Below are 17,673 nucleotides of genomic sequence, written 5' to 3' on the forward strand. Positions count from 1 at the left end.
ATTTGATCATTGAATTCGCGGGCGGAATGAAGATCAAATAGCTTCACCTCGGCACAATGTTCTGTTAGCTCATTATTAACGGTGATTAATCCCACAATATTAGCGGTGGATTTGCAGATTTCTTCCTCATAACATTTTGATATGCGCCGTGATGGCGTCGTTATCTGTAGATGAAAGGAAGCTCCATACGTGTTCTCCCGCAAGATCGTTGCCGCCGCCACCCTCTCTGCCGCCGCCCTGTTCCTCGGCCCGGTCGCCGCGGCCTCCGCTGCCGGCTCCCCCGCCACCAGCCAGGGCGCGGGTTCCGCTGACGCTGGCTCGTCCTCGGGTTCGGCCGGCTCGTCCTCGGGTTCGGCCGGCTCGTCCGCCGGTTCCTCCATGCTCGACTCCGGCAGCTCGGCACTCGACGAGGGCACTCACACCATCGACAACATCCTCGATGCGATCACCGGTGTCCAGAAGCTGAGCCAGCCCAAGCCCGCCTCCTGATTCGGGATGCGAGACTGAAGAGCTCGTACTCGAGTGGTCTGAATTCGTCTGCAGGGTGAGCGCGAAAACCGCTGAAAACAACGGTCGCCGCAACTTGCCGCGACCGTCCATCCTGTCGAGAGCGCCCGTTCAGAAGAAGTAGCTGCGGGGATTGCCCCGCAGCTGCATTAGGGCGCGCAGCTGTCCCTTGGGAATGGGGACGACCGATGTTCGACCGAGCCACGCAGTGGCACCGCGGTAGCCTCTGCGCGCTGACTCTCCCCGTACTGGCACTGCCGAGAGCCGGCAGCTGCGCGAGTCAGTCCGATATCAGCTGGACTGCCCCCCAATCGCGGAACCGCGGCCACCACGCCATGCACAGACGCCGTTACCGGCCCAGGCTTGGTTCGCACCCGCGTTGTCGGCCGAATGCGCAAAGGCTCGCCAGACCTCCCCGAATGCACCCGGCAGCTCGAGGACCTCGGCTGGGGCGAGCTCGGGTCGAACGTAAAGCAGCAGCCCAGAGCCTCGCCTCAGTTGCCTCCAGATAGCCAGGCCATAAAACCATCAAATAGTGAAATATCCAGCCGGACAAGCCCTTAACGTATGCCTGGGGTAGCAGTGCAAGTGCCCGGGATCCGGCTTTTACGCCACTACCGCCTAGTACTGGGCGAGAAGCTCAGTGGCCCATGCCGATTCCACCGTCGACGTTGATGACCTGGCCGGTGATGTATCCCGCGTTCGGGCTCATCAAGAACGCCACGGTGGCCGGCCGCTACCCGTTCATCGCGCCATCTACGGCTGCGAGTCGCAGTCAGGGTGTGAGCGGGAGTCGATCGGGCGTACGGGCTACCGGCCGTCCTGCGGCGCGGACCAGCTCACCGATCCGGATCGCGTCGCGGACGGCCGCGCCACCGACATCGTTGTTGAAGAAGACGTAGGCATCGTGATTTCCATCCCAGGTGTCCTCGATGCGCCGGACCCATTCGGCCAGAACGCGTTCCGGGTAGCGGGGTGCGGACCGGCCGGGACCTTCATGGAAACGGACGTAGGCCCAGTCGGCCGTGCGCCACAGCGGCGCGATCGGCCGGCCGAGCCGGTCGGCCCAGCACAGTGCCGCGCGGTGCGCTTCGAGCACGGCCCGGACCCGGTCGTCCCACCAGCTCTCGTGGCGCGGCTCGACCGCCACGCGCAACTCGGCGGGGATCAGCCCTAGCACCTGGTCGAGCCGCTCGGGTTCGACGGTCAGGGTGGGGGGCAGCTGAATCAGTATCGGCCCCAACCGATCCCCCAGTCCGCGCGCCGCATCGATCATCCGCTCCAGTGGGATCTCGACGTCCCGCAGCCGGCGATAGTGGGTCACCACCCGACTGGCCTTCACCGCCATCACGAAATCCTCCGGCGTCCGGCCGTGCCACCCCTCGAAGGTCGTCCGGGCCACCGGCCGATAGAAGGCCGCGTTCAACTCCACCGCCCCGAATGCCTGGGCATACACCTCGAGCCACCGCCGCTGCCCGATTCCTAGCGGATACACCAGCTCCCGCCAGTCGGCGTACTGCCACCCCGATGTTCCGACGAACACCGTCACGGCTCGCCACCCCGGCCCCGCATCACCTGAGCAAACCTCCGGACGCCATACCCCACTGTCCCACCACCGGTCCTACAAGGCAGTGAAATCTTTGCGTTTCACACAACCTTGCGCCCATTCGACCGCAGTTCTTGCACCGCCGAGGTTGTTCATCTCCGCCGTCCCGCCCCTACACGCGATCGACGTGCACAGACCCATGATCGGGGAGACTGTGGCCTACTCTCGGGTGGCATGAGCTCAGTCGCTGATACAACCGCCGTGACGAACTTGATCGCGAAGTATGCCGAGTTGGTCGACAGTGGGGATTTCGCAGGAGTGGGGGCGTTGTTCGAGCACGGGGTGTTCAGCGGCAGCGGTGGGTCGGTCGCGGGGAGTGAGCGGATCGAGAAGATGTTTCGGGGCATGGTGATCGTGTACGAGGACGGGACGCCGCGCACCCATCACGTCACCACGAACATCGCCGTCGAATTCGGCGAGGACACCGATACCGCCACGGCGCGTTCCTATTTCACGGTTTTCCAGGCCACACCGGACCTGCCCTTGCAGCCCGTGGCAGCGGGCCGTTACCGGGACCGCTTCGAGCGCAGTGCCGGGCAATGGCGGTTCGCCGAGCGCCAAGTACAGATCACGCTGACCGGCGACATGAGCCGGCACCTGCGCACCCCGGCCCCACAGGAGAGCTGACGGGCGGATCAGTCCCACCCGTGCAGGGCGAAGGAAGTGCCGAGATGACAGTTACGAACGCCCGCGGCCTGGTAGGGGATGATATTGGGCGGCAGGGCATTCGGGTCGGCCCAGAGCAGGCCGGCACATTTGTGGGGCTCCATGTTCACTGGCTCTCCGGTCCAGCGGAGGGCTTCGAAGAAGAAGCCGATGCGGGCGGCCCCGGACTCGCCGCGGTGGTGGAGTACGTGCGCGAAGCGCAGGTCGGCGGGGTCGATGGTGATTCCGATTTCTTCCATGGCTTCACGGATCACGCCGTCCACCACCGATTCGCCGTCCTCGAGGTGGCCGCTGGGTAGATTCAGCAGGCCGTCACCGTAGCCCGTGTTCGCGCGCTCGCCGAGCAGGACCAGGCCATCGCGCCACAGGACGATGTGGACATCGATGATGCTGCGGTAACGATCCGTCACTCGTTGCGCGGCTTCCGACCGATTCCACACGCCCACAAGGTCCCCAGCACCGCCCCCGGCGGCACCAGCACCCACACCCACCACGGATAGAACCACTGCAGCGTGACGCCCAGCAAGAGCCACACGATCAAGTTCAGCCCGCTGAGCGACAGCCACACGATGGTCAGCACCGTCATGGCGATCCGCCCGCCCGATGGCCCCGGCTCTTTCATCTCGGGCAGATCAGCGGACACCTTGGCCAGCTCGCCCCGGGTACGAGCCTGCCAGATCGACTGCACCCGGCTGTCGAACTCACCGAGATCGAGCACGCCGGCGTCCACAGCGCGGCGCAGCGTCTCCTCGAGTTTCTTCCGTTCGGCGTCGGAGATCCGAATGTCGTTGGGGTGCACCGGCTCACTCACAATCCCGATCCTGCCATTCCCGGCCCGGCCGCGCTCGCGAGTGCATCGAATGCTGATCAGCGTTGGCGCTCGATTCCGTACCGGCCCGGCTGGTATCCGATCCGATCGAGGTCGACGGGGCCGGCGTCATCGCGGCGGAAATGATCGACCCAGGATCGGTCCAGCCGGTGGGGGCGGACGGACTGGAAAGTCATGTAGGAACCGATGATTCGGTGTGCGACGGACTGCAGGGCGGCGGGCGGATTCGGGAGCCGGTGGACCGCGCGCAGCGGGTCGTCGATGACGAGCAGCAGGGCATTGTCGGCCAGCGGGCGCAGCGGGCCGGGGAACCAGCGTTGCCGCCAGTCCTCGAAGAGCTGGTCGACGAGCGCGCGGCCGCCCTCGGTGTAGGCGTAGTGGGCGTGTTCGTAGTCGAGGGTCCAGGCCAGCAGGTCGGCTCGGGTGTCAGGCACCTCGAGGCCCATACGCTCACCGACTCCGCGCCAGAAGTGAAAGCGGGCCAGTCGATCCGCGTCGGTGAACACGGCCAGACCCAGGTGTTCGAGGATCCGGTCCGCTTCGAGGGCCAGCGAGGCGAGGGTGTAGAGCTTGTCCTGATCGCTGATCCCGAAACGGCTGTGAATGGCCTCCATCCGGTCGATCGCCGCGCGCCCGCGCGCACTGCTGTGGCCGTGACGCAACATCTCGCCGAAGAACACCAGGGTGTCGTCGTTGCGACGGCGCACGTCGTGCATCATGTCGCCGGTCCCGCGCCGATACACGATGCGCGAGATGGATGGGATCGCGACCTGCCGGGCGAAGGCGACCGTGTAGGCGGCATGCACGAAAATGGCGTCACCGTACCGGACTTCGATGCTGAGGCGGGTGGCCTCCTCGTTGTCACGTACCGGATCGAGCGCCGCCAGCCGGCGAGCGAGCGCGCGGCCGGAGATCAGTCCGCCCCTAGCGCGGGGCAATGCGTACTTCATGACGACCTCCGAGATCGATATCGATGAGGGCTTCACCGGCGTACGACGCGGTGAACTCCGCGTCCCGCGCACCGGCCACGCTGTAGGCGCGCCCAGGATCCAGGCGCGATATCCGTAAAGTGGTGCGGCACAGGCCATTCCCTGGCCTCAGCACCAGGTCGAGGGCGCGGCCGTCGGTGACGGCACGGGCCACGAGGACGTCCGGATAGGCCGCCTCCGCCAGCACCGGCCCGGCCCGCCACTGCGGCGGCGCGCCGAAAGCGATCAGATCGCGCACACCGGCGGCCCGATTGAAGCGGAACTGGAGCGCATACATATTGCCCAGTCCGGACAGCCCCTGGTAGTAGCGAACGCCATTGGCGCTCACCGGATCACCGAATTCCTCGATCCCCGCCAGCGCCGTCCGCGCAATATCCTCATCGCCCACCTCGCGGGCGGCCGAAGCGATCATGACCTGCCCGTAGGCACTGCCGAACCGATAGTTGCCCGCATCGACCCGCGAGCTCGCCCGCAGCGGAAACCCGACATGCTCACCGCGAGCATGGATTTCCTGGTCGCGCACGATCCACCAGGCCCGCTGCGAATACTCCGGCAACCCGGCGTGCAGCCACAGGGCGGTGGTGAGCTGGATCGCCGGACCCGCCCAGAAGTTCCAGGATCCGCCCAGCCGGGCGCTGCGGACGCCGATGATCCGGCCGTCGGGGCGCAGGAACTCCGATTCGTAGGCGTGATGCAGGCGGTCGATGACATCGGCCGTGAGCGCGGTGCCGTGCAAGCGGTCGTGGGTCAGCAGGGTGTTGAGCCCGAAGGTGTTGCACACCGTGTAGATCCAGTTCGGTTCACACGGGTACAGGGTGTAGTCCCCGGCGATCATATTGCGGTGCACCGATTCCGCGAGCGTGCCGAAACTGTTCCGGTATGCGCGGCGATCGTTCCACCGGAAGGTGAGTGCGCCGGGGGCGGAGAACCGATCGTCGTTGAGCGTCTCGTACATCCCCACCATCAGCCCGAGAAAACCGGTGAGCATGATGTTCTCGCGGTCGGCCGGGTCCGGATTCCACCGCAGATTGCCCCAGAGATTCTCCAGCGCCCAATAGCCCCAGACCCGGCGGTCCAGCATCTTGACGATGGCATTGCGCTGCGCCTCGGCGAGATAACCGGTGAAGGCCGGAGTTCGCGTGTACTGGGCGGTCGCCAACGCGTACCCCAGCCCGTTGAGCTGGTAGCGCAGGGCCGCCTCACGGAACTGATCGATCCTGGTGAAGCCGTCGAACCGGTCCAGCGGCTGCAACGCGAGATCGAGGGCGTAGCGCAGCGCCGCGAGGTCTTCCGCCGAGTGCTCGGCCACCGGCGGCGCTTCCGGCGCACCGGTGATCGTGAACACTCGGGACTCCAAGCGCGCGTTCAGCTCTCGGCCACGCTTCCGCTGCGACGCCCGCCGCACGAGGAAGACCATGAACGCGACCGATACCAGCGCGAAGGGTGTCGCCAGGACCAGCCCGGCCGCCCAGGACCACACCGCGTGACCACTCATCGCGGCGCCGAGCAGAGCCGATGCGAACCACACCAGCGGCGGCAGCACCACCGGACCGAAAGCCCACCAGGCGAACAGTGCCGCCAGGCTGCCCAGCCAGACCGCCGCCATGAGCAGCGGATGCCCGGCGTAGACCAGGCCGCCGCCCGGTACGACCGCCCCGAGGGCGAAGGACGTCACCGCGGGCGAGACGTCGGCGAGCACGGCCGTGGCGGCGGCCAGCCACACCACGGTCCAGCAGGCCATGGCACGCAGCAGCTTTCGCCGCGTCGTCGTGCCGATCCGGCCGAGGCCCTCGGGCAGGCTCAGCCGGACCGTACGGGTCCGCCTGCCCGGTGGATACAGCGTGCCGATCGTCATAGGGCACTCCTCGGCGCGGGAGCCACGGCCTGGGGCGCGAGCCGCCGGGCGGGCGGCGGCGCCGATGTCGACGGCGCCCCGCCACGCCGGGTCAGCAGCCGCCAGCCGAACCCGGCGAGGGCGATCAGATAAGCCACGGCAATACAGCAACCCATACCTGACACACTGTCAGCCAATCTGACAGTGTGTCAATAGCCGGTAGACTGACCGCGAACCCAGGATTCGGAGGTGCAGTCGATGACGCAGGCAGCCGCGCGCAACGTCGCCGGGGACCGCCGCCCGCCCAGCCGAGGCGACCAGCAGCGCGCCCTGATCATCGACGCGGTCACCGATCTGCTGCGCACGGTGTCGATCACCGATATGTCGGTGCTGCGGATCGCCAAGCACGCCGGCGTCTCCCGCCCCGCGTTCTACTTCTATTTCGAGTCCAAGTACTCGGTGGTCGCCGCCGCCCTCGAGCAGGTCTGGACCGAAATAGACCAGGAGACAAGCGAATTGACCTCCTACGACAACCAGGAGCCCCCGGCGGACTTCACCATCCGCATGATCGACGGCGCGGTCGCGGTCTGGCGCCGCAATGCCCACCTCCTCAACGCCTGCGCCCAATCCCGCGACACCGACGCCCAGTTGCGCGCCATGTGGGACGCGTTCATCGGAAACCTGGAGCACAAGCTCGTGGCCTTCATCCAGCCCCAGGTCGACTCCCACCACATGCGCCCGGCCTCCGCCGACCTGCCCACCCTGATCAGCGTGCTCGTCGCCATGACGGTTGCGGTCCTGCGGGAAGAGACCGCGGCCGCCGACACCGCGGCCGCCGCCCGCACTATGGCCGCCGTCCGGCAGGTGTGGCTGACCGCCGTGTGGGGCACCGGGATTCGGTAGACGACGATCGGCCCACCACGATTCGTGGTGGGCCGATCGTTCGATGAAACCTTCGCCGCACGCCGGTTACCTACTCCGACGTGAATACCGCCGGGGCTAGCCGCGCCGGGCCGCTGTGGTCACCGGACCGATGGCCCGGAAGGTGAGGGCAACGACGAAGGTGAGGGCCGCGATGGCGGCGGCCGCCGCGAAGGCGGTGGTCATGCCGCCGACCAGCGCGTGCTGGAGCGAGCCGCCGGCATTGCGGGACGCGGTGCCGAAGACCGTGACCAGGATGGCCAGACCGAGGGACGCGCCGGTCTGCTGGAGAGTTTGCAGTGCACCGCCGGCCGCACCCGCCTCATGGGTGTCGACATTCGACATGATGATGACGTTCAGAGGCGAAACCGACAGGCCGATACCGCATCCCATCAGGATCATGGCGATGAACAGCAGCGGGAAGTAGCCGCTGTCGGCCGTCAGCTGGGTGAGCAGGACCAGGCCGGCCACCATCAGGGCCGCGCCGGTGACGGTCACCGGTTTCGGGCCGAAGCGGGGCAGCAGGCGCGGGATCAGCCGGATCATGGTGAACATCAGCAGGGCGGTGGGCAGGAAGGCGAAACCGGTTGCCAGCGCACTCAATCCGAGCACGTCCTGCAGGAACTGGGTGAGGAAGAAGAACATCGACATGCCCGCCATCGGCGCCAGGAACATGTTCGCGTAGGCGGTGGCGCGATTGCGGTCGGCGAACAGGCGCAGCGGCAGCAGCGGTTGGGCCGCACGGGATTCGATGGCGAGGAACGCGGCGATCAGGATCGCGCCGGCCGCCAGCGAGATGTCGGTGGTGGCAGTCCCCCAACCGTCCGAGGCGGCGTTGATGAAGCCGTAGACGAGAGCCGCCACGCCGGTGGTGGCGGTCAGCGCACCGGGCAGGTCGAGGTGGGCCGGCTGCCGTTCGGCCCTGGGCAGGTAGCGCAGCGCCAGCACCACGACGATCAACCCGAACGGCACATTGATGAAGAGCACCGAGCGCCAGCTCAGCCATTCGGTCAGCAGTCCGCCGACGATGAGGCCGATAGCGAAACCGGCACTGGACATTCCGGAGAACAGCGCGAGTACGCGCATCCGGGCTTTCGGATCGCTGAAGGTGGTGGTCAGCAGGGCGAGGGTGTTCGGTCCGGCCATGGCCCCGCCGATGCCCTGCACGACGCGCGCGGCGAGCAGCCAGCCCGCGGAGGGCGCCAGCCCGCCCGCGAGCGAGGCCAGGGTGAACAGGGTGGCGCCGGCAATGAACAGGTTGCGGCGGCCGAACAGGTCGCCGGCACGCCCGCCGAGCAGCAGTAATCCGCCGAAGGCGAGGCTGTAGGAGTTCATCACCCAGGACAGGCCGGTGGCGCTGAAGTGCAGGTCGGTCTGGATGCGCGGCAGCGCAACATTCATCACGGTGATGTCGAGGACGATCATCAATTGGCAGGTCAACAGGATGGCCAGCACAATTCCCGACCGGAGTCGGGGGGCTCGAGCGGGTGCCGGCACGCGCACGGCAGCGCTCGAGGGAAGGGTGGTCGACAAGGAATGCTCCATCGAATGGGATACAAACGGAGGAACCCTCCGTTTTCGATGGAGTTATCATATGGAGGGTTCCTCCACTTGCGCAAGCCTAACCGGAGGGTCCATCCGTTTCTAGTGGAGGGTTTGTGGAAGCACCGTCGACCGGAAAGCCGATGCGCGCCGACGCGCGCCGCAACTACGAGCGGATCGTGACCACCGCCCAGCAGGCCTTCACCGAACTGGGCCCCGAGGCGCCGCTCGAGGAGATCGCGCGCCGCGCCGGGGTCGGCATCGGCACCCTGTACCGGCACTTCCCCAATCGTGAGGCGCTGATCGAGGCCGTCTACCGTTCCAGCATCGAGCATTTGAGCCAACGCGCCCACGACCTCCTCGAAACCCACACGGCCGGGACGGCTTTCGAGTACTGGATGCGCGAACAGGTGGAGTGGGTGATGGCCAATCGCGTCCTCGCCACCACGCTCAAGGCGGGCATGGACCACAACACGCCGACCTTCACGCTGTGCCGCGAGGCGATCACCGGGGCGGCTTCCCTGCTGGTACAGGCGGCGCGGGAGGCGGGCACCATCCGCGCCGACATCGAGCCGCGCGATCTGATCCGGCTCGGGCACGGCCTGGGCGTCGCCTGCGAGACCACACCCGACGCCGCCGAACGCCTGATCTCGGTGACCCTCGACGGCCTGCGCACCACCCCTGCCGACGCTCAGCGGTTGTAGGGCTGTTCCCGAACCCAGCTGAAACTGCGCTCCAGCAAGGGAAATGAATGTGGATCGAGCTGGGCGAACCACGCGGGAGAACCGGCGGTGTGAGCGCGGCGGGGTTCGGCGGCAGGTGCTAGAGCAAGCTGTTGGCGGCGAGGCGGGCGAGGCAGGTGTCGACGACGTCGGCGGCGGAGCCGGACGCCTCCCCCGCCGCCCAGATTTCGGTCGCCAGGCGGACGGCGGTATTGGCCATGGCGGCGGCGAGCGCGACGTCCAGGTCGTCGGCGGGGCGGCCGGTGCGAGCGGCGATGATCGGGATGAGCTGGGTTTCGCAGTCGTATTGGACGCGCAGCCAGGTCGCACGCAGGGCGGGCAGTTGAGTCGCGGCCCGGACCAATGGGCGCAGGCGGCTCTCGGCAATGCCCTCGATCGCGAGCGTGCCGACCGTCGCGGTGCGATACGAGCGGCTCAGGGCTTCCCGCAGCGACAGTTCGGGCGGGCAGGCGGCGAGTTCGTCGGCCCAGGCCTGGGTTCCGATGGCGAGCAGCGGCGCGACGACGTCCTCCTTCCCGGCGAAGTACCGGTAGAAGGTGCGCAGCCCCATTCCCGCGGCCGCCGCGATCTCGTCCACGGTCGTTGCGGCATAACCGTTTTCGATGAAGAGGCGGGCGGCCACCAGTGCCACTTCCCGGCGTGTGGCCGCCCGTCGGGTCTCACTGAGCGCCGGGCGCCCGGCACGGTTTCGCTCGCTGGTCACCCGGGAACTGTACCGAGGTCGAAAACGTTTGATGGCGCGACGTGCCATTTTCGGCATATCGTGTCAGAAACCAGTTCCACCGATCAGGAAGTGATCCATGAACCGTCTCGAGCAGCGCCGCATTCTGGTGACCGGCGCCGGATCCGGTATCGGCCAGGCCACCGTCCTCCGTCTGCTGTCCGAAGGCGCGGTCGTCGCCGGCGCCGACGTCAATGCCGAGGGCCTCGCCCTGACCCGCAAGCAGGCCGCCGAGGCGGGCACCGCCGCGCGGCTGACCACCGTCGAGATGAATATCGGCGTGGAGTCCGAGGTGGTCGCGGGCGTGCGCACCGCCATCGATGCCCTCGGCGGACTGGACGCGGTGGTGAACGCGGCGGGGATACTGCGCGCGGCCCACACCCACGAGACGTCGCTGGATCTGTGGAACCAGATCATCAACGTCAACCTCACCGGCACCTTCCTGGTGATCCGCGAGGCCCTGCCCGCCCTGCTCGCCAACCCGCGCAGCACGGTCGTCAACTTCAGCTCGACCTCGGCGAACTTCGCCCACCCGTACATGGCCGCGTACTCCGCCAGCAAGGGCGGCATCCAGACTCTCACCCATGTCCTGGCCCTCGAATACGGCAAGCAGGGGTTGCGCGCGGTGAGCGTCGCCCCCGGCGGCATCAAGTCCGGCATCACCGACGCCACCCCCGGCTACCTCCCCCAGGACGCCGACTGGTCGCTGTTCGGCCGCCTGATCGCCGTTCTGCCCCAGGACAATCCGGCCGAACTGGCGGGCCCCGAGAATGTGGCCGGCGTCATCGCCATGCTGGTCTCCGACGACGGCCGCTTCATCAGCGGCACCGAGATCCGCATCGACGGCGCTGCCCACACGTAATACGGCACGGCCCCGATCGATACGGCAAGGCCCCGATCGACGATCCGATCGGGGCCCACGGCCGCAACTACTGTGCGGCACCCACCAGTTCGGCCGACGCCCCGCGCAGAATGCCGTCCGCCGTCCCCGCCGGCCACTCGAGCGCCGCATCCAGCTTGTCCAGCACATCCCCCGCGGGCGCCTCGACCAGGCACCGCTCGATCTGACTGATCACCCCTGCCGATGGCCCGCCCTTCTTGGCCACCTCAGCCTGCGTCCACCCGTTCTCCCGCCGCCGCGCCTTCACCCGCTCGGCCAGCGCTTCGATATCCGGCGCTCCGCCCGTCGCCGCGGCGCCGGTCTCCGCAGCCGCCGCCACCGCCACCGGCTCCGAAACGGCCGGCGCCGCAGCCTCCGAAACGACGGACTCCGCCTTCGCCCCCTGCGCATCCAGCACCCGCGGTGCCTTCCCGGAACCAATCACCCCCTGGGTAATGAGCCGAGACCGCTTCCGTCTACCCATCTTCGCCATACACCGCTCCTCGATCCGCAATCCCAGCCTTCACTGAAGCCCCGGCAAGGTTGCCACAAGTTCGCACGATTCCCCTGCCATCTCCTCCCCCTCGGCGTGCCAAGCCTCGAAAGCGCACGCACAGACGACCTGTCGATCGCTGGATGGCGACCGCACCCCGAGCCGCCGAACTCCGAACCCACCCGGATTTCCGACCGCAACGCCGAGTCGGCAGCTGCGAACCGGCGAGTCACGGGCGCTGCCGACCTCGAGCCGTGTCAGCCGTTTTCAGGTGAGTTGTTGCGGTGGAGCGGTACGTCTTCGAACTCGGTGAGCACGTGACGGAGGAAGGCTCGAATCTGGTGCTGGGCTGATGTCGTTGCGCTGTACAGGGTTTCGATTACCGGTTGCAGCTGCGGGCCGGTGTCGACGGCCAGGCGCACCAGGCCTTGTTCGGCGCAGCGGGTCAGGGTCGGCTCGAGGAACTTCGCGGCGTCCGCGGTCCGGCCGGCGGCCGACAGGCAGCAGCCGTACAGGAGTTCGGCATTCGTGAGCGCGCGCGGGCGGTTCTGGGTGGAGATCACGTCGACGAGGCGCTGCGCTTGCCGGCACGCCTGTTCGGCCGCTGCCCGGGTGCCCTTGCCGAGGAGTAGCCGGATGGCCGAGTCGTGGGCCAGTTCCGCGGCCACCGCGGTGGGAGCATCGGGATGGGCGGTATACGGCTCGAGGTGTTCGAGGTCGCGGCTGTCGGTGTCGGTGATCGGCAGACCCAGCCGGATGCGTTCGTTGATCATGCGGGCTGCCAGCCGCGGCAGGATCATGTTCGCCGCGAGCTTGGTTCCCTCGTCCAATCGGTCGTTCATGGCGTCGACATCGCCGCGCACCGCGGCCAGGCGGGCGGCGGTGCCGTAGCCCGCCATCTGGAACTCGACCGCCCCGCCCTCGACGCCGAGCCCGCCCGCGAGCAGTTCCTCGGCCTCGGTGAATTGGCCTTTCTCGTACAGCAATTCGCCGAGCAGCGCGCTGGCGAGCCGGGTGGCCTGCGACTGCCTGCCCGTCTGCAGCGCCTGACCGAGCGCGGTGCGGAACCGGGCCTCGGCGGTGCCGGCATCGAGCTGTTCGGAGGCCGCGCTCCCGTCGACGCAGTCGCAGTACACCGGGCCGAACGGTCCGCGCGCCCGGTCGCGGTACGGTTCGATCCAGCGATACCAGCTGTGCACCTCGGCGAAGTCGAAGCGATACAGCGCCGAGATCATCGCCCCCACTGCCAGCCCGTGGGCCATGAAGGGCCGCACCGAATCCCGTTCCTGTGCGAGCTCCGGCGCCAGTACCGTCGTCTGGTCGGTCGCGAGCGCCAGGCTGATACGCACCAGCTTCAGCTCGAGCTCGAGGTCGGCGGATGCGCCATCGCGGTCGCGTGCCGCGGCGAGCGCTGTCTCAGCGCGTGCCAAGGCGGTCTCCGCGGCGGCCGGGCGCTGTATGGCTACGTTCGCCCACGCGATGTTCAACTGCAGCTGTGGATTCGACGCGGTGAGCGAGCCCGGCAGTTTGGCCGCCAGCCCGAGCAGCGTCCCCATGCGCGACTGCTCTATCAATTGCCCGGCGTGCTCGGCGACCAGCCGGCAGGCCCGCTGGGGTTCGTCTGCGGCGAGCAGGTGATCGACGGCCTCGGTGAGCAGGTCGTGGGCCTCGAACCACTGCGCGGCGGTGAGGTGCAGTTCCTCGAGCAGTCCCGGATACTGCCGGATCAGCCGCTCGCGCAGGAAGTCGGCGAACAGCGCGTGATAGCGGAACCAGCGCAGATCGTCGTCGATGCTGCGCAGGAACAGATCTCGCTGCCGCACCTGTTCGAGCATGTCCTGGCCGTTGCTCACGCCCGTCAGCACCTCGGCGAGCTCACCGTTGATGCGCGTCGGAACCGATGTCCGCGTGACGAATTCGAGCAGTTCGGGTTCGAGGGTGTCGACGACGTTCTCCATCAGGTACTCGCCGATGGCGTAGTGCCGTCCCGAGATCTGATCGATGTACGCGCCCGGATCGTCGCGGCCGCGCAGCGACATCGAGGCCAGTTGCAGTGCCGCCGCCCACCCTTCGGTGGATTCGCGCAGTCGCTCGACCTCCGCCGGACCGAGGGTCAGCCCGCTGGTGTCGGCGAAGAACGCGGCGGTTTCCGCGTCGTCGAATCGCAGTGCGGACTCGTCGATCTCGGTCAACTCGTCGCGAACCCGCATGCGCCCCAGCGGAAGCCCGGTACGGTGGCGGCTGGTGACGATCACCTGCAGGTGATGGCAACCGTGGTCGAGCAGGAATTCCATCGCGGCCACGGTCGCGGGGCTGGTTACTCGATGCCAGTCGTCGATCACGAGCGCCACGGTCTGGCCGCTGTTGTGGATCTCGTCGATGAGGGTGGTCATGACGTGCCGCGCGACATCACTGGCATGCTCCTCGAGCAGCTGTTCCAGATCCGCGGCGACACCCGGATGGGCGTAGCGGATCGCCTCCACCACATGGGTCAGGAACCAGACGACATTGTCGTCATCGTCGTCCACGCTGAGCCAGGCCGCTCGAACGCCCTCGGCGGCAAGCACATCCACCCATTCCGCGGCCAGCGTGCTCTTCCCGAATCCGACGGGTCCGTGGATCAGCACCAGCCGCCGGCCCTGCCCCTCCCGCAGCCGGTCGAGCAGGCGCCCGCGCAGTACCGGCTGCCGCGGCGCGCTCGGCGGACGGTACCGGGTGGACGGCGTCGGTGCCGGCGCCAGGCTCGAGCGCGGCGGCGGGACGGGAACAGGCGGTGTGACCGTCCGGGCTCCGGCGTCGGCCGGCAGCGCCATCGAGTCGACTACGAGCCCGGAGGCGAATTCGATATTGCGCAGCCGGTCACCGAACTCCCTCGCGGTCTCGGGCCGGTCCGAAGGATCCTGTGCCATAGCGGATTCCAGCGCCGAGCACAGCGCCGCCGGTACCTCGCTGCTCCGCAGATCGGGCACCGGCTCCGAGGTGATTCGCACGAATTGCGCGACCATCGACTCGCCCTCGCGGCGCTCGAAGGCGGCGTGCCCGGTGAGCAGACAGAACAGGGTGGCGCCCAGGCCGTAGATATCGGCGGCCTCGGCAGGTTCGGCTCCCCGCAGCACCTCGGGCGCGGTGAATGCCGGTGTCCCGGCGATGAGTCCGGACCGGGTCTCGAAAGCCCCACTGATGCGGGCGATTCCGAAATCGCTCAGCAACGGCTCGCCATAGTCGGATTGCAGGATATTGGCCGGATTCACATCGCGATGGACCATCCCGTGCCCGTGCGCGGCCGCCAGCGCACCGGCGATCTTCACCCCGACCGACAGCACCTCCTGCCACGGCAGCGGCCCCCGCTCCCGAATCCGCGATTGCAGTGACCCGAGCGCATAGAAGGGCATGACCAGATACGGCCGCCCCGTGACCGTGACATCGGCGGACAGCACCTGAACGATATGCGGATGCCCGCCGAACCGGCCCAGCGCCCGCTGTTCCCGGAGAAACCGCTCCCGCTCATCCCCACTCGACCGCGCATCGAGCACCTTCACCGCGACCAGCCGATCCAGCGAATGCTCGTGACACCGGTAGACGACCCCGAAACCACCCCGCCCGATCTCCAGGGCATCGTCCAACCCGGCCGCCGCGAGTTCCTCGGCGACCCCTATCCGCAGGTCAGGCTGCGTACCGTTACTTTCCCGTTCGACCATGCCCGCTCATTTGCTTCGACGAGTTGGGCTCCGACAACCCCGATCGTAACCACGGGTATGCCCGATCGGCGGATTGTTGCCGACCGCGGCCGGAATCGCGAACCCGCGCAGTGCCCCCAGCGACCACACCAGCCTCACCAGCAACGGCCTGGCCGGCGGTCGCCCTCGGCGAGCGCGGATGGCATCGATGGTGACCGAGTTCGGCTGGTGCTGTACCGGCAGCCGAATCCAGTCCGGGGTGGGCCCGGACGAAACCGCCGCCAAGCCGAAGTCCGACAGGGAAGCCGCTCATGAGCACCCCGCACTGCTCTGACGTCTGCGGAGGCCGCTTCCCTGATTCCGGGGAGGTGAGTCGGTTCGGTGAGTGGTCCGATAATCGGACGCAGTCCGCGAGACCAGACGTCCGGTCCGCCACATGTCTCCTACCGTCTGCCAAATCGCCGCGCCGCCCGCTCCTCGGCGCGTGTATCGCGCCATCGCATCGAGTCGCGTGCACCGTAGCCGGAAAACTCGGAATCGGGTCCACCCCGCGATCGCTGCGCGATAGTTGATGTCGGCGAAGGAGTTCAAGATGGCAGAGATCGTGTCCGTCACCGGCGGCAAGGTTCTGGGCACGCGCGAGGGCGGCGTCACCCGTTTCCTCGGCATCCCTTACGCGGCGGCGCCGATCGGGCCGGCCCGGTTCGAAGCCCCGCGACCGGTCGAAGCCTGGTCGGGGGTGCGCGAAGCCCTCGAATTCGGACCCACCTGTGTGCAATCCCCGTATCCGGCACCGATTCACGCCCTCATCGGCAGCGACGGGATCCCCGGCGACGAGTATCTGAACGTCAATGTGTGGACGCCCGATCACACGGGGTCCGGTCTGCCGGTGCTGGTGTGGATTCACGGCGGGGCGTTCGTCCGTGGGTCGAACGCCCGGCGCATCTACGACGGCACCGCCTTCGCGCGCGACGGCGTCGTGGTGGTGTCGATCAACTATCGGCTCGGCATCTCGGGGTTCGCCGCGATTCCCGGATCCGCGTCGAATCGTGGTCTGCGCGACCAGATCTTCGCATTGGAGTGGGTGCGCGAGAACATCGCGGCCTTCGGCGGCGATCCCGGCAATGTGACGGTCTTCGGCGAATCCGCGGGCGGGATGAGCGTGGTGGCGCTGCTCGCGTCACCGCGGGCACGCGGGCTGTTCCGGCGCGCGATCGCACAGAGCGCCAATGGTTCCGCGGTCGCCACCGCGGAGGACGCGGGCAAGGTGGCGCGGCAGCTGGCCGATCTGCTCGGCATCGAACCGACCGCGTCCGCCTTCGGCCGGCTCGGGCCGCAGGAGCTGCGCAGCGGCCAGGATGCGCTCGCCCTGGCGCTGATGACCGCCCCGGATCCGGACCGCTGGGGTGCGTCGATCGTCGCCAACGGCCTCGGCATCATGAGCTTCTTCCCGATGATCGACGGCGATGTGATCCCGGACCGTCCGGCGGATATCCTTGCCGCTCAACCGGATCGGACCGTGCCTCTGCTCACCGGATGGACCGCCGAGGAATTCCGATTCTTCACCTTCCCCTCCGGTCTCGCCGCCGGAATCACCGACCAGACACTGCCGCATTTCCTCGCGCGCTACGGTCTGGATCCATCGGTCGGCGCGCGCTACGCCGCCAACCGGCCGAACGCCACACCCGCGGACGTGTTCGCCGCCGTCCTCACCGACCTCGTCTTCCGCGATGACGCCATGCGCATCGCGGAAGCCACCGCCGCAGCGGGCAACCCGGCCTACGTCTACGAATTCGCCTGGCGCTCAGCCATTGCCGACCTGGGCGCCTGCCACGTCATCGAGGTCCCTTTCGTCTTCGACCAACTCGCCGCCGCCCACACCCTGACCGGCTCGAACCCACCGCAGCCCCTGGCCGACGAGGTGCATCGCGCCTGGGTGCGCTTCGCCACCCACGGCGACCCGGGCTGGTCCCGCTTCGACACCACCACCCGCACCGTTCGCGTCTTCGACGCCCCGGAATCCCATGAGGTGGCCGACCCCCGCGCGGACGAACTACGCGCCCTGCGCCGAGCGAAGCTCACCTCCGGCGCGCCGGTCTAGCGGCATGAAATGGCAAAGGCCGTAGGTCAGGAACCTGCGGCCTTTATCGTGCGTGCCCGCTCGAGCCGGCGAGAGGCGTTGGGAACCAACGAATCCGGGCGCGTTGGCCATGCGCAGTCCACGACCGGTCGACGTACGCCCGGCTTGACGCGGATGCGGCCCCA

At 67.9% G+C, this 17,673-nt stretch carries 17 protein-coding genes; 7 read left to right on the forward strand and 10 right to left on the reverse strand.

Features of this window, described 5'->3' with window-relative positions:
* Positions 1–189 precede the first annotated feature (189 nt).
* Entirely contained in the window at positions 190–489 is a 300-nt protein-coding gene (locus ACWEKS_RS13210; protein WP_452340277.1) for a hypothetical protein, read from the forward strand.
* Between the two features lie 658 nt (positions 490–1,147).
* Here the strand turns inward: ACWEKS_RS13210 and ACWEKS_RS13215 are convergent.
* Together ACWEKS_RS13215 and ACWEKS_RS13220 are read right to left on the reverse strand one after the other, a co-directional pair.
* Positions 1,148–1,231, reverse strand: coding sequence for a hypothetical protein (locus ACWEKS_RS13215; protein ID WP_452340364.1), 84 nt, complete (start codon positions 1,229–1,231; stop codon positions 1,148–1,150).
* A gap of 51 nt (positions 1,232–1,282) precedes the next feature.
* Positions 1,283–2,056, reverse strand: coding sequence for a DUF72 domain-containing protein (locus ACWEKS_RS13220; RefSeq protein WP_452340278.1), 774 nt, complete (start codon positions 2,054–2,056; stop codon positions 1,283–1,285).
* Positions 2,057–2,287: 231 nt separating this feature from the next.
* Between ACWEKS_RS13220 and ACWEKS_RS13225 the strand changes: the two genes are divergently transcribed.
* Positions 2,288–2,740 carry a nuclear transport factor 2 family protein gene (locus ACWEKS_RS13225; RefSeq protein WP_452340279.1) on the forward strand — a complete coding sequence of 151 codons (453 nt, stop codon included), beginning with the start codon at positions 2,288–2,290 and terminating at the stop codon, positions 2,738–2,740.
* 8 nt (positions 2,741–2,748) lie between these two features.
* Here ACWEKS_RS13225 and ACWEKS_RS13230 read toward each other — a convergent pair whose 3' ends face one another.
* From ACWEKS_RS13230 to ACWEKS_RS13245, 4 genes are read right to left on the reverse strand one after another with little or no spacing between them, the layout of a single operon-like run.
* Entirely contained in the window at positions 2,749–3,189 is a 441-nt protein-coding gene (locus ACWEKS_RS13230; RefSeq protein ID WP_452340280.1) for an NUDIX hydrolase, read from the reverse strand.
* The gene (locus ACWEKS_RS13235; protein WP_452340281.1) at positions 3,186–3,590 is read right to left on the reverse strand and encodes a DUF1707 SHOCT-like domain-containing protein; all 405 of its coding nucleotides are present in this window, start codon (positions 3,588–3,590) and stop codon (positions 3,186–3,188) included. The genes ACWEKS_RS13230 and ACWEKS_RS13235 overlap by 4 nt, the downstream gene beginning before the upstream one ends.
* A gap of 56 nt (positions 3,591–3,646) precedes the next feature.
* The gene (locus ACWEKS_RS13240) at positions 3,647–4,558 is read right to left on the reverse strand and encodes a DUF2236 domain-containing protein (RefSeq protein ID WP_452340282.1); all 912 of its coding nucleotides are present in this window, start codon (positions 4,556–4,558) and stop codon (positions 3,647–3,649) included.
* Positions 4,533–6,452, reverse strand: coding sequence for a linalool dehydratase/isomerase domain-containing protein (locus ACWEKS_RS13245; RefSeq protein ID WP_452340283.1), 1,920 nt, complete (start codon positions 6,450–6,452; stop codon positions 4,533–4,535). Before ACWEKS_RS13245 ends, ACWEKS_RS13240 begins: the two co-directional genes overlap by 26 nt.
* 237 nt (positions 6,453–6,689) lie before the next feature.
* Between ACWEKS_RS13245 and ACWEKS_RS13250 the strand changes: the two genes are divergently transcribed.
* Positions 6,690–7,334, forward strand: a complete 645-nt coding sequence (locus ACWEKS_RS13250; RefSeq protein ID WP_452340284.1) for a TetR/AcrR family transcriptional regulator — start codon at positions 6,690–6,692, stop codon at positions 7,332–7,334.
* A 96-nt stretch (positions 7,335–7,430) separates the two neighbouring features.
* Here the strand turns inward: ACWEKS_RS13250 and ACWEKS_RS13255 are convergent, their stop codons facing one another.
* Positions 7,431–8,807, reverse strand: a complete 1,377-nt coding sequence (locus tag ACWEKS_RS13255) for an MFS transporter (RefSeq protein ID WP_452340285.1) — start codon at positions 8,805–8,807, stop codon at positions 7,431–7,433.
* A 203-nt stretch (positions 8,808–9,010) separates the two neighbouring features.
* Here ACWEKS_RS13255 and ACWEKS_RS13260 point away from each other — a divergent pair, with 203 nt between their 5' ends.
* Positions 9,011–9,598, forward strand: a complete 588-nt coding sequence (locus tag ACWEKS_RS13260) for a TetR/AcrR family transcriptional regulator (protein WP_452340286.1) — start codon at positions 9,011–9,013, stop codon at positions 9,596–9,598.
* A gap of 118 nt (positions 9,599–9,716) precedes the next feature.
* Here the strand turns inward: ACWEKS_RS13260 and ACWEKS_RS13265 are convergent, their stop codons facing one another.
* The gene (locus tag ACWEKS_RS13265; RefSeq protein WP_452340287.1) at positions 9,717–10,340 is read right to left on the reverse strand and encodes a TetR family transcriptional regulator; all 624 of its coding nucleotides are present in this window, start codon (positions 10,338–10,340) and stop codon (positions 9,717–9,719) included.
* Positions 10,341–10,437: 97 nt separating this feature from the next.
* Between ACWEKS_RS13265 and ACWEKS_RS13270 the strand changes: the two genes are divergently transcribed.
* On the forward strand, positions 10,438–11,220 hold the full coding sequence (locus ACWEKS_RS13270) for an SDR family NAD(P)-dependent oxidoreductase (RefSeq protein WP_452340288.1): 783 nt from the start codon (positions 10,438–10,440) through the stop codon (positions 11,218–11,220).
* 67 nt (positions 11,221–11,287) lie between these two features.
* Here ACWEKS_RS13270 and ACWEKS_RS13275 read toward each other — a convergent pair whose 3' ends face one another.
* On the reverse strand, positions 11,288–11,731 hold the full coding sequence (locus ACWEKS_RS13275; protein ID WP_452340289.1) for a helix-turn-helix domain-containing protein: 444 nt from the start codon (positions 11,729–11,731) through the stop codon (positions 11,288–11,290).
* Positions 11,732–11,988: 257 nt separating this feature from the next.
* Entirely contained in the window at positions 11,989–15,429 is a 3,441-nt protein-coding gene (locus ACWEKS_RS13280; protein WP_452340290.1) for a protein kinase domain-containing protein, read from the reverse strand.
* A 187-nt stretch (positions 15,430–15,616) separates the two neighbouring features.
* Between ACWEKS_RS13280 and ACWEKS_RS13285 the strand changes: the two genes are divergently transcribed.
* Positions 15,617–15,742 (forward strand): hypothetical protein, encoded by a 126-nt coding sequence (locus tag ACWEKS_RS13285; protein WP_452340291.1) that lies wholly within the window; start codon positions 15,617–15,619, stop codon positions 15,740–15,742.
* A 258-nt stretch (positions 15,743–16,000) separates the two neighbouring features.
* Positions 16,001–17,509, forward strand: coding sequence for a carboxylesterase/lipase family protein (locus ACWEKS_RS13290; protein ID WP_452340292.1), 1,509 nt, complete (start codon positions 16,001–16,003; stop codon positions 17,507–17,509).
* Positions 17,510–17,673 lie beyond the last annotated feature (164 nt).

This window comes from Nocardia sp. NPDC004711, assembly GCF_053601595.1.

Coding starts and splice junctions, on each gene's coding strand:
- ACWEKS_RS13225 (WP_452340279.1), top strand. CDS start 2,288: ATGAGCTCAGTCGCTGATACAACCGCCGTGACGAACTTGATCGCGAAG.
- ACWEKS_RS13240 (WP_452340282.1), bottom strand. CDS start 4,558: ATGAAGTACGCATTGCCCCGCGCTAGGGGCGGACTGATCTCCGGCCGC.
- ACWEKS_RS13245 (WP_452340283.1), bottom strand. CDS start 6,452: ATGACGATCGGCACGCTGTATCCACCGGGCAGGCGGACCCGTACGGTC.
- ACWEKS_RS13250 (WP_452340284.1), top strand. CDS start 6,690: ATGACGCAGGCAGCCGCGCGCAACGTCGCCGGGGACCGCCGCCCGCCC.
- ACWEKS_RS13270 (WP_452340288.1), top strand. CDS start 10,438: ATGAACCGTCTCGAGCAGCGCCGCATTCTGGTGACCGGCGCCGGATCC.
- ACWEKS_RS13275 (WP_452340289.1), bottom strand. CDS start 11,731: ATGGCGAAGATGGGTAGACGGAAGCGGTCTCGGCTCATTACCCAGGGG.
- ACWEKS_RS13280 (WP_452340290.1), bottom strand. CDS start 15,429: ATGGTCGAACGGGAAAGTAACGGTACGCAGCCTGACCTGCGGATAGGG.
- ACWEKS_RS13285 (WP_452340291.1), top strand. CDS start 15,617: ATGGTGACCGAGTTCGGCTGGTGCTGTACCGGCAGCCGAATCCAGTCC.
- ACWEKS_RS13290 (WP_452340292.1), top strand. CDS start 16,001: ATGGCAGAGATCGTGTCCGTCACCGGCGGCAAGGTTCTGGGCACGCGC.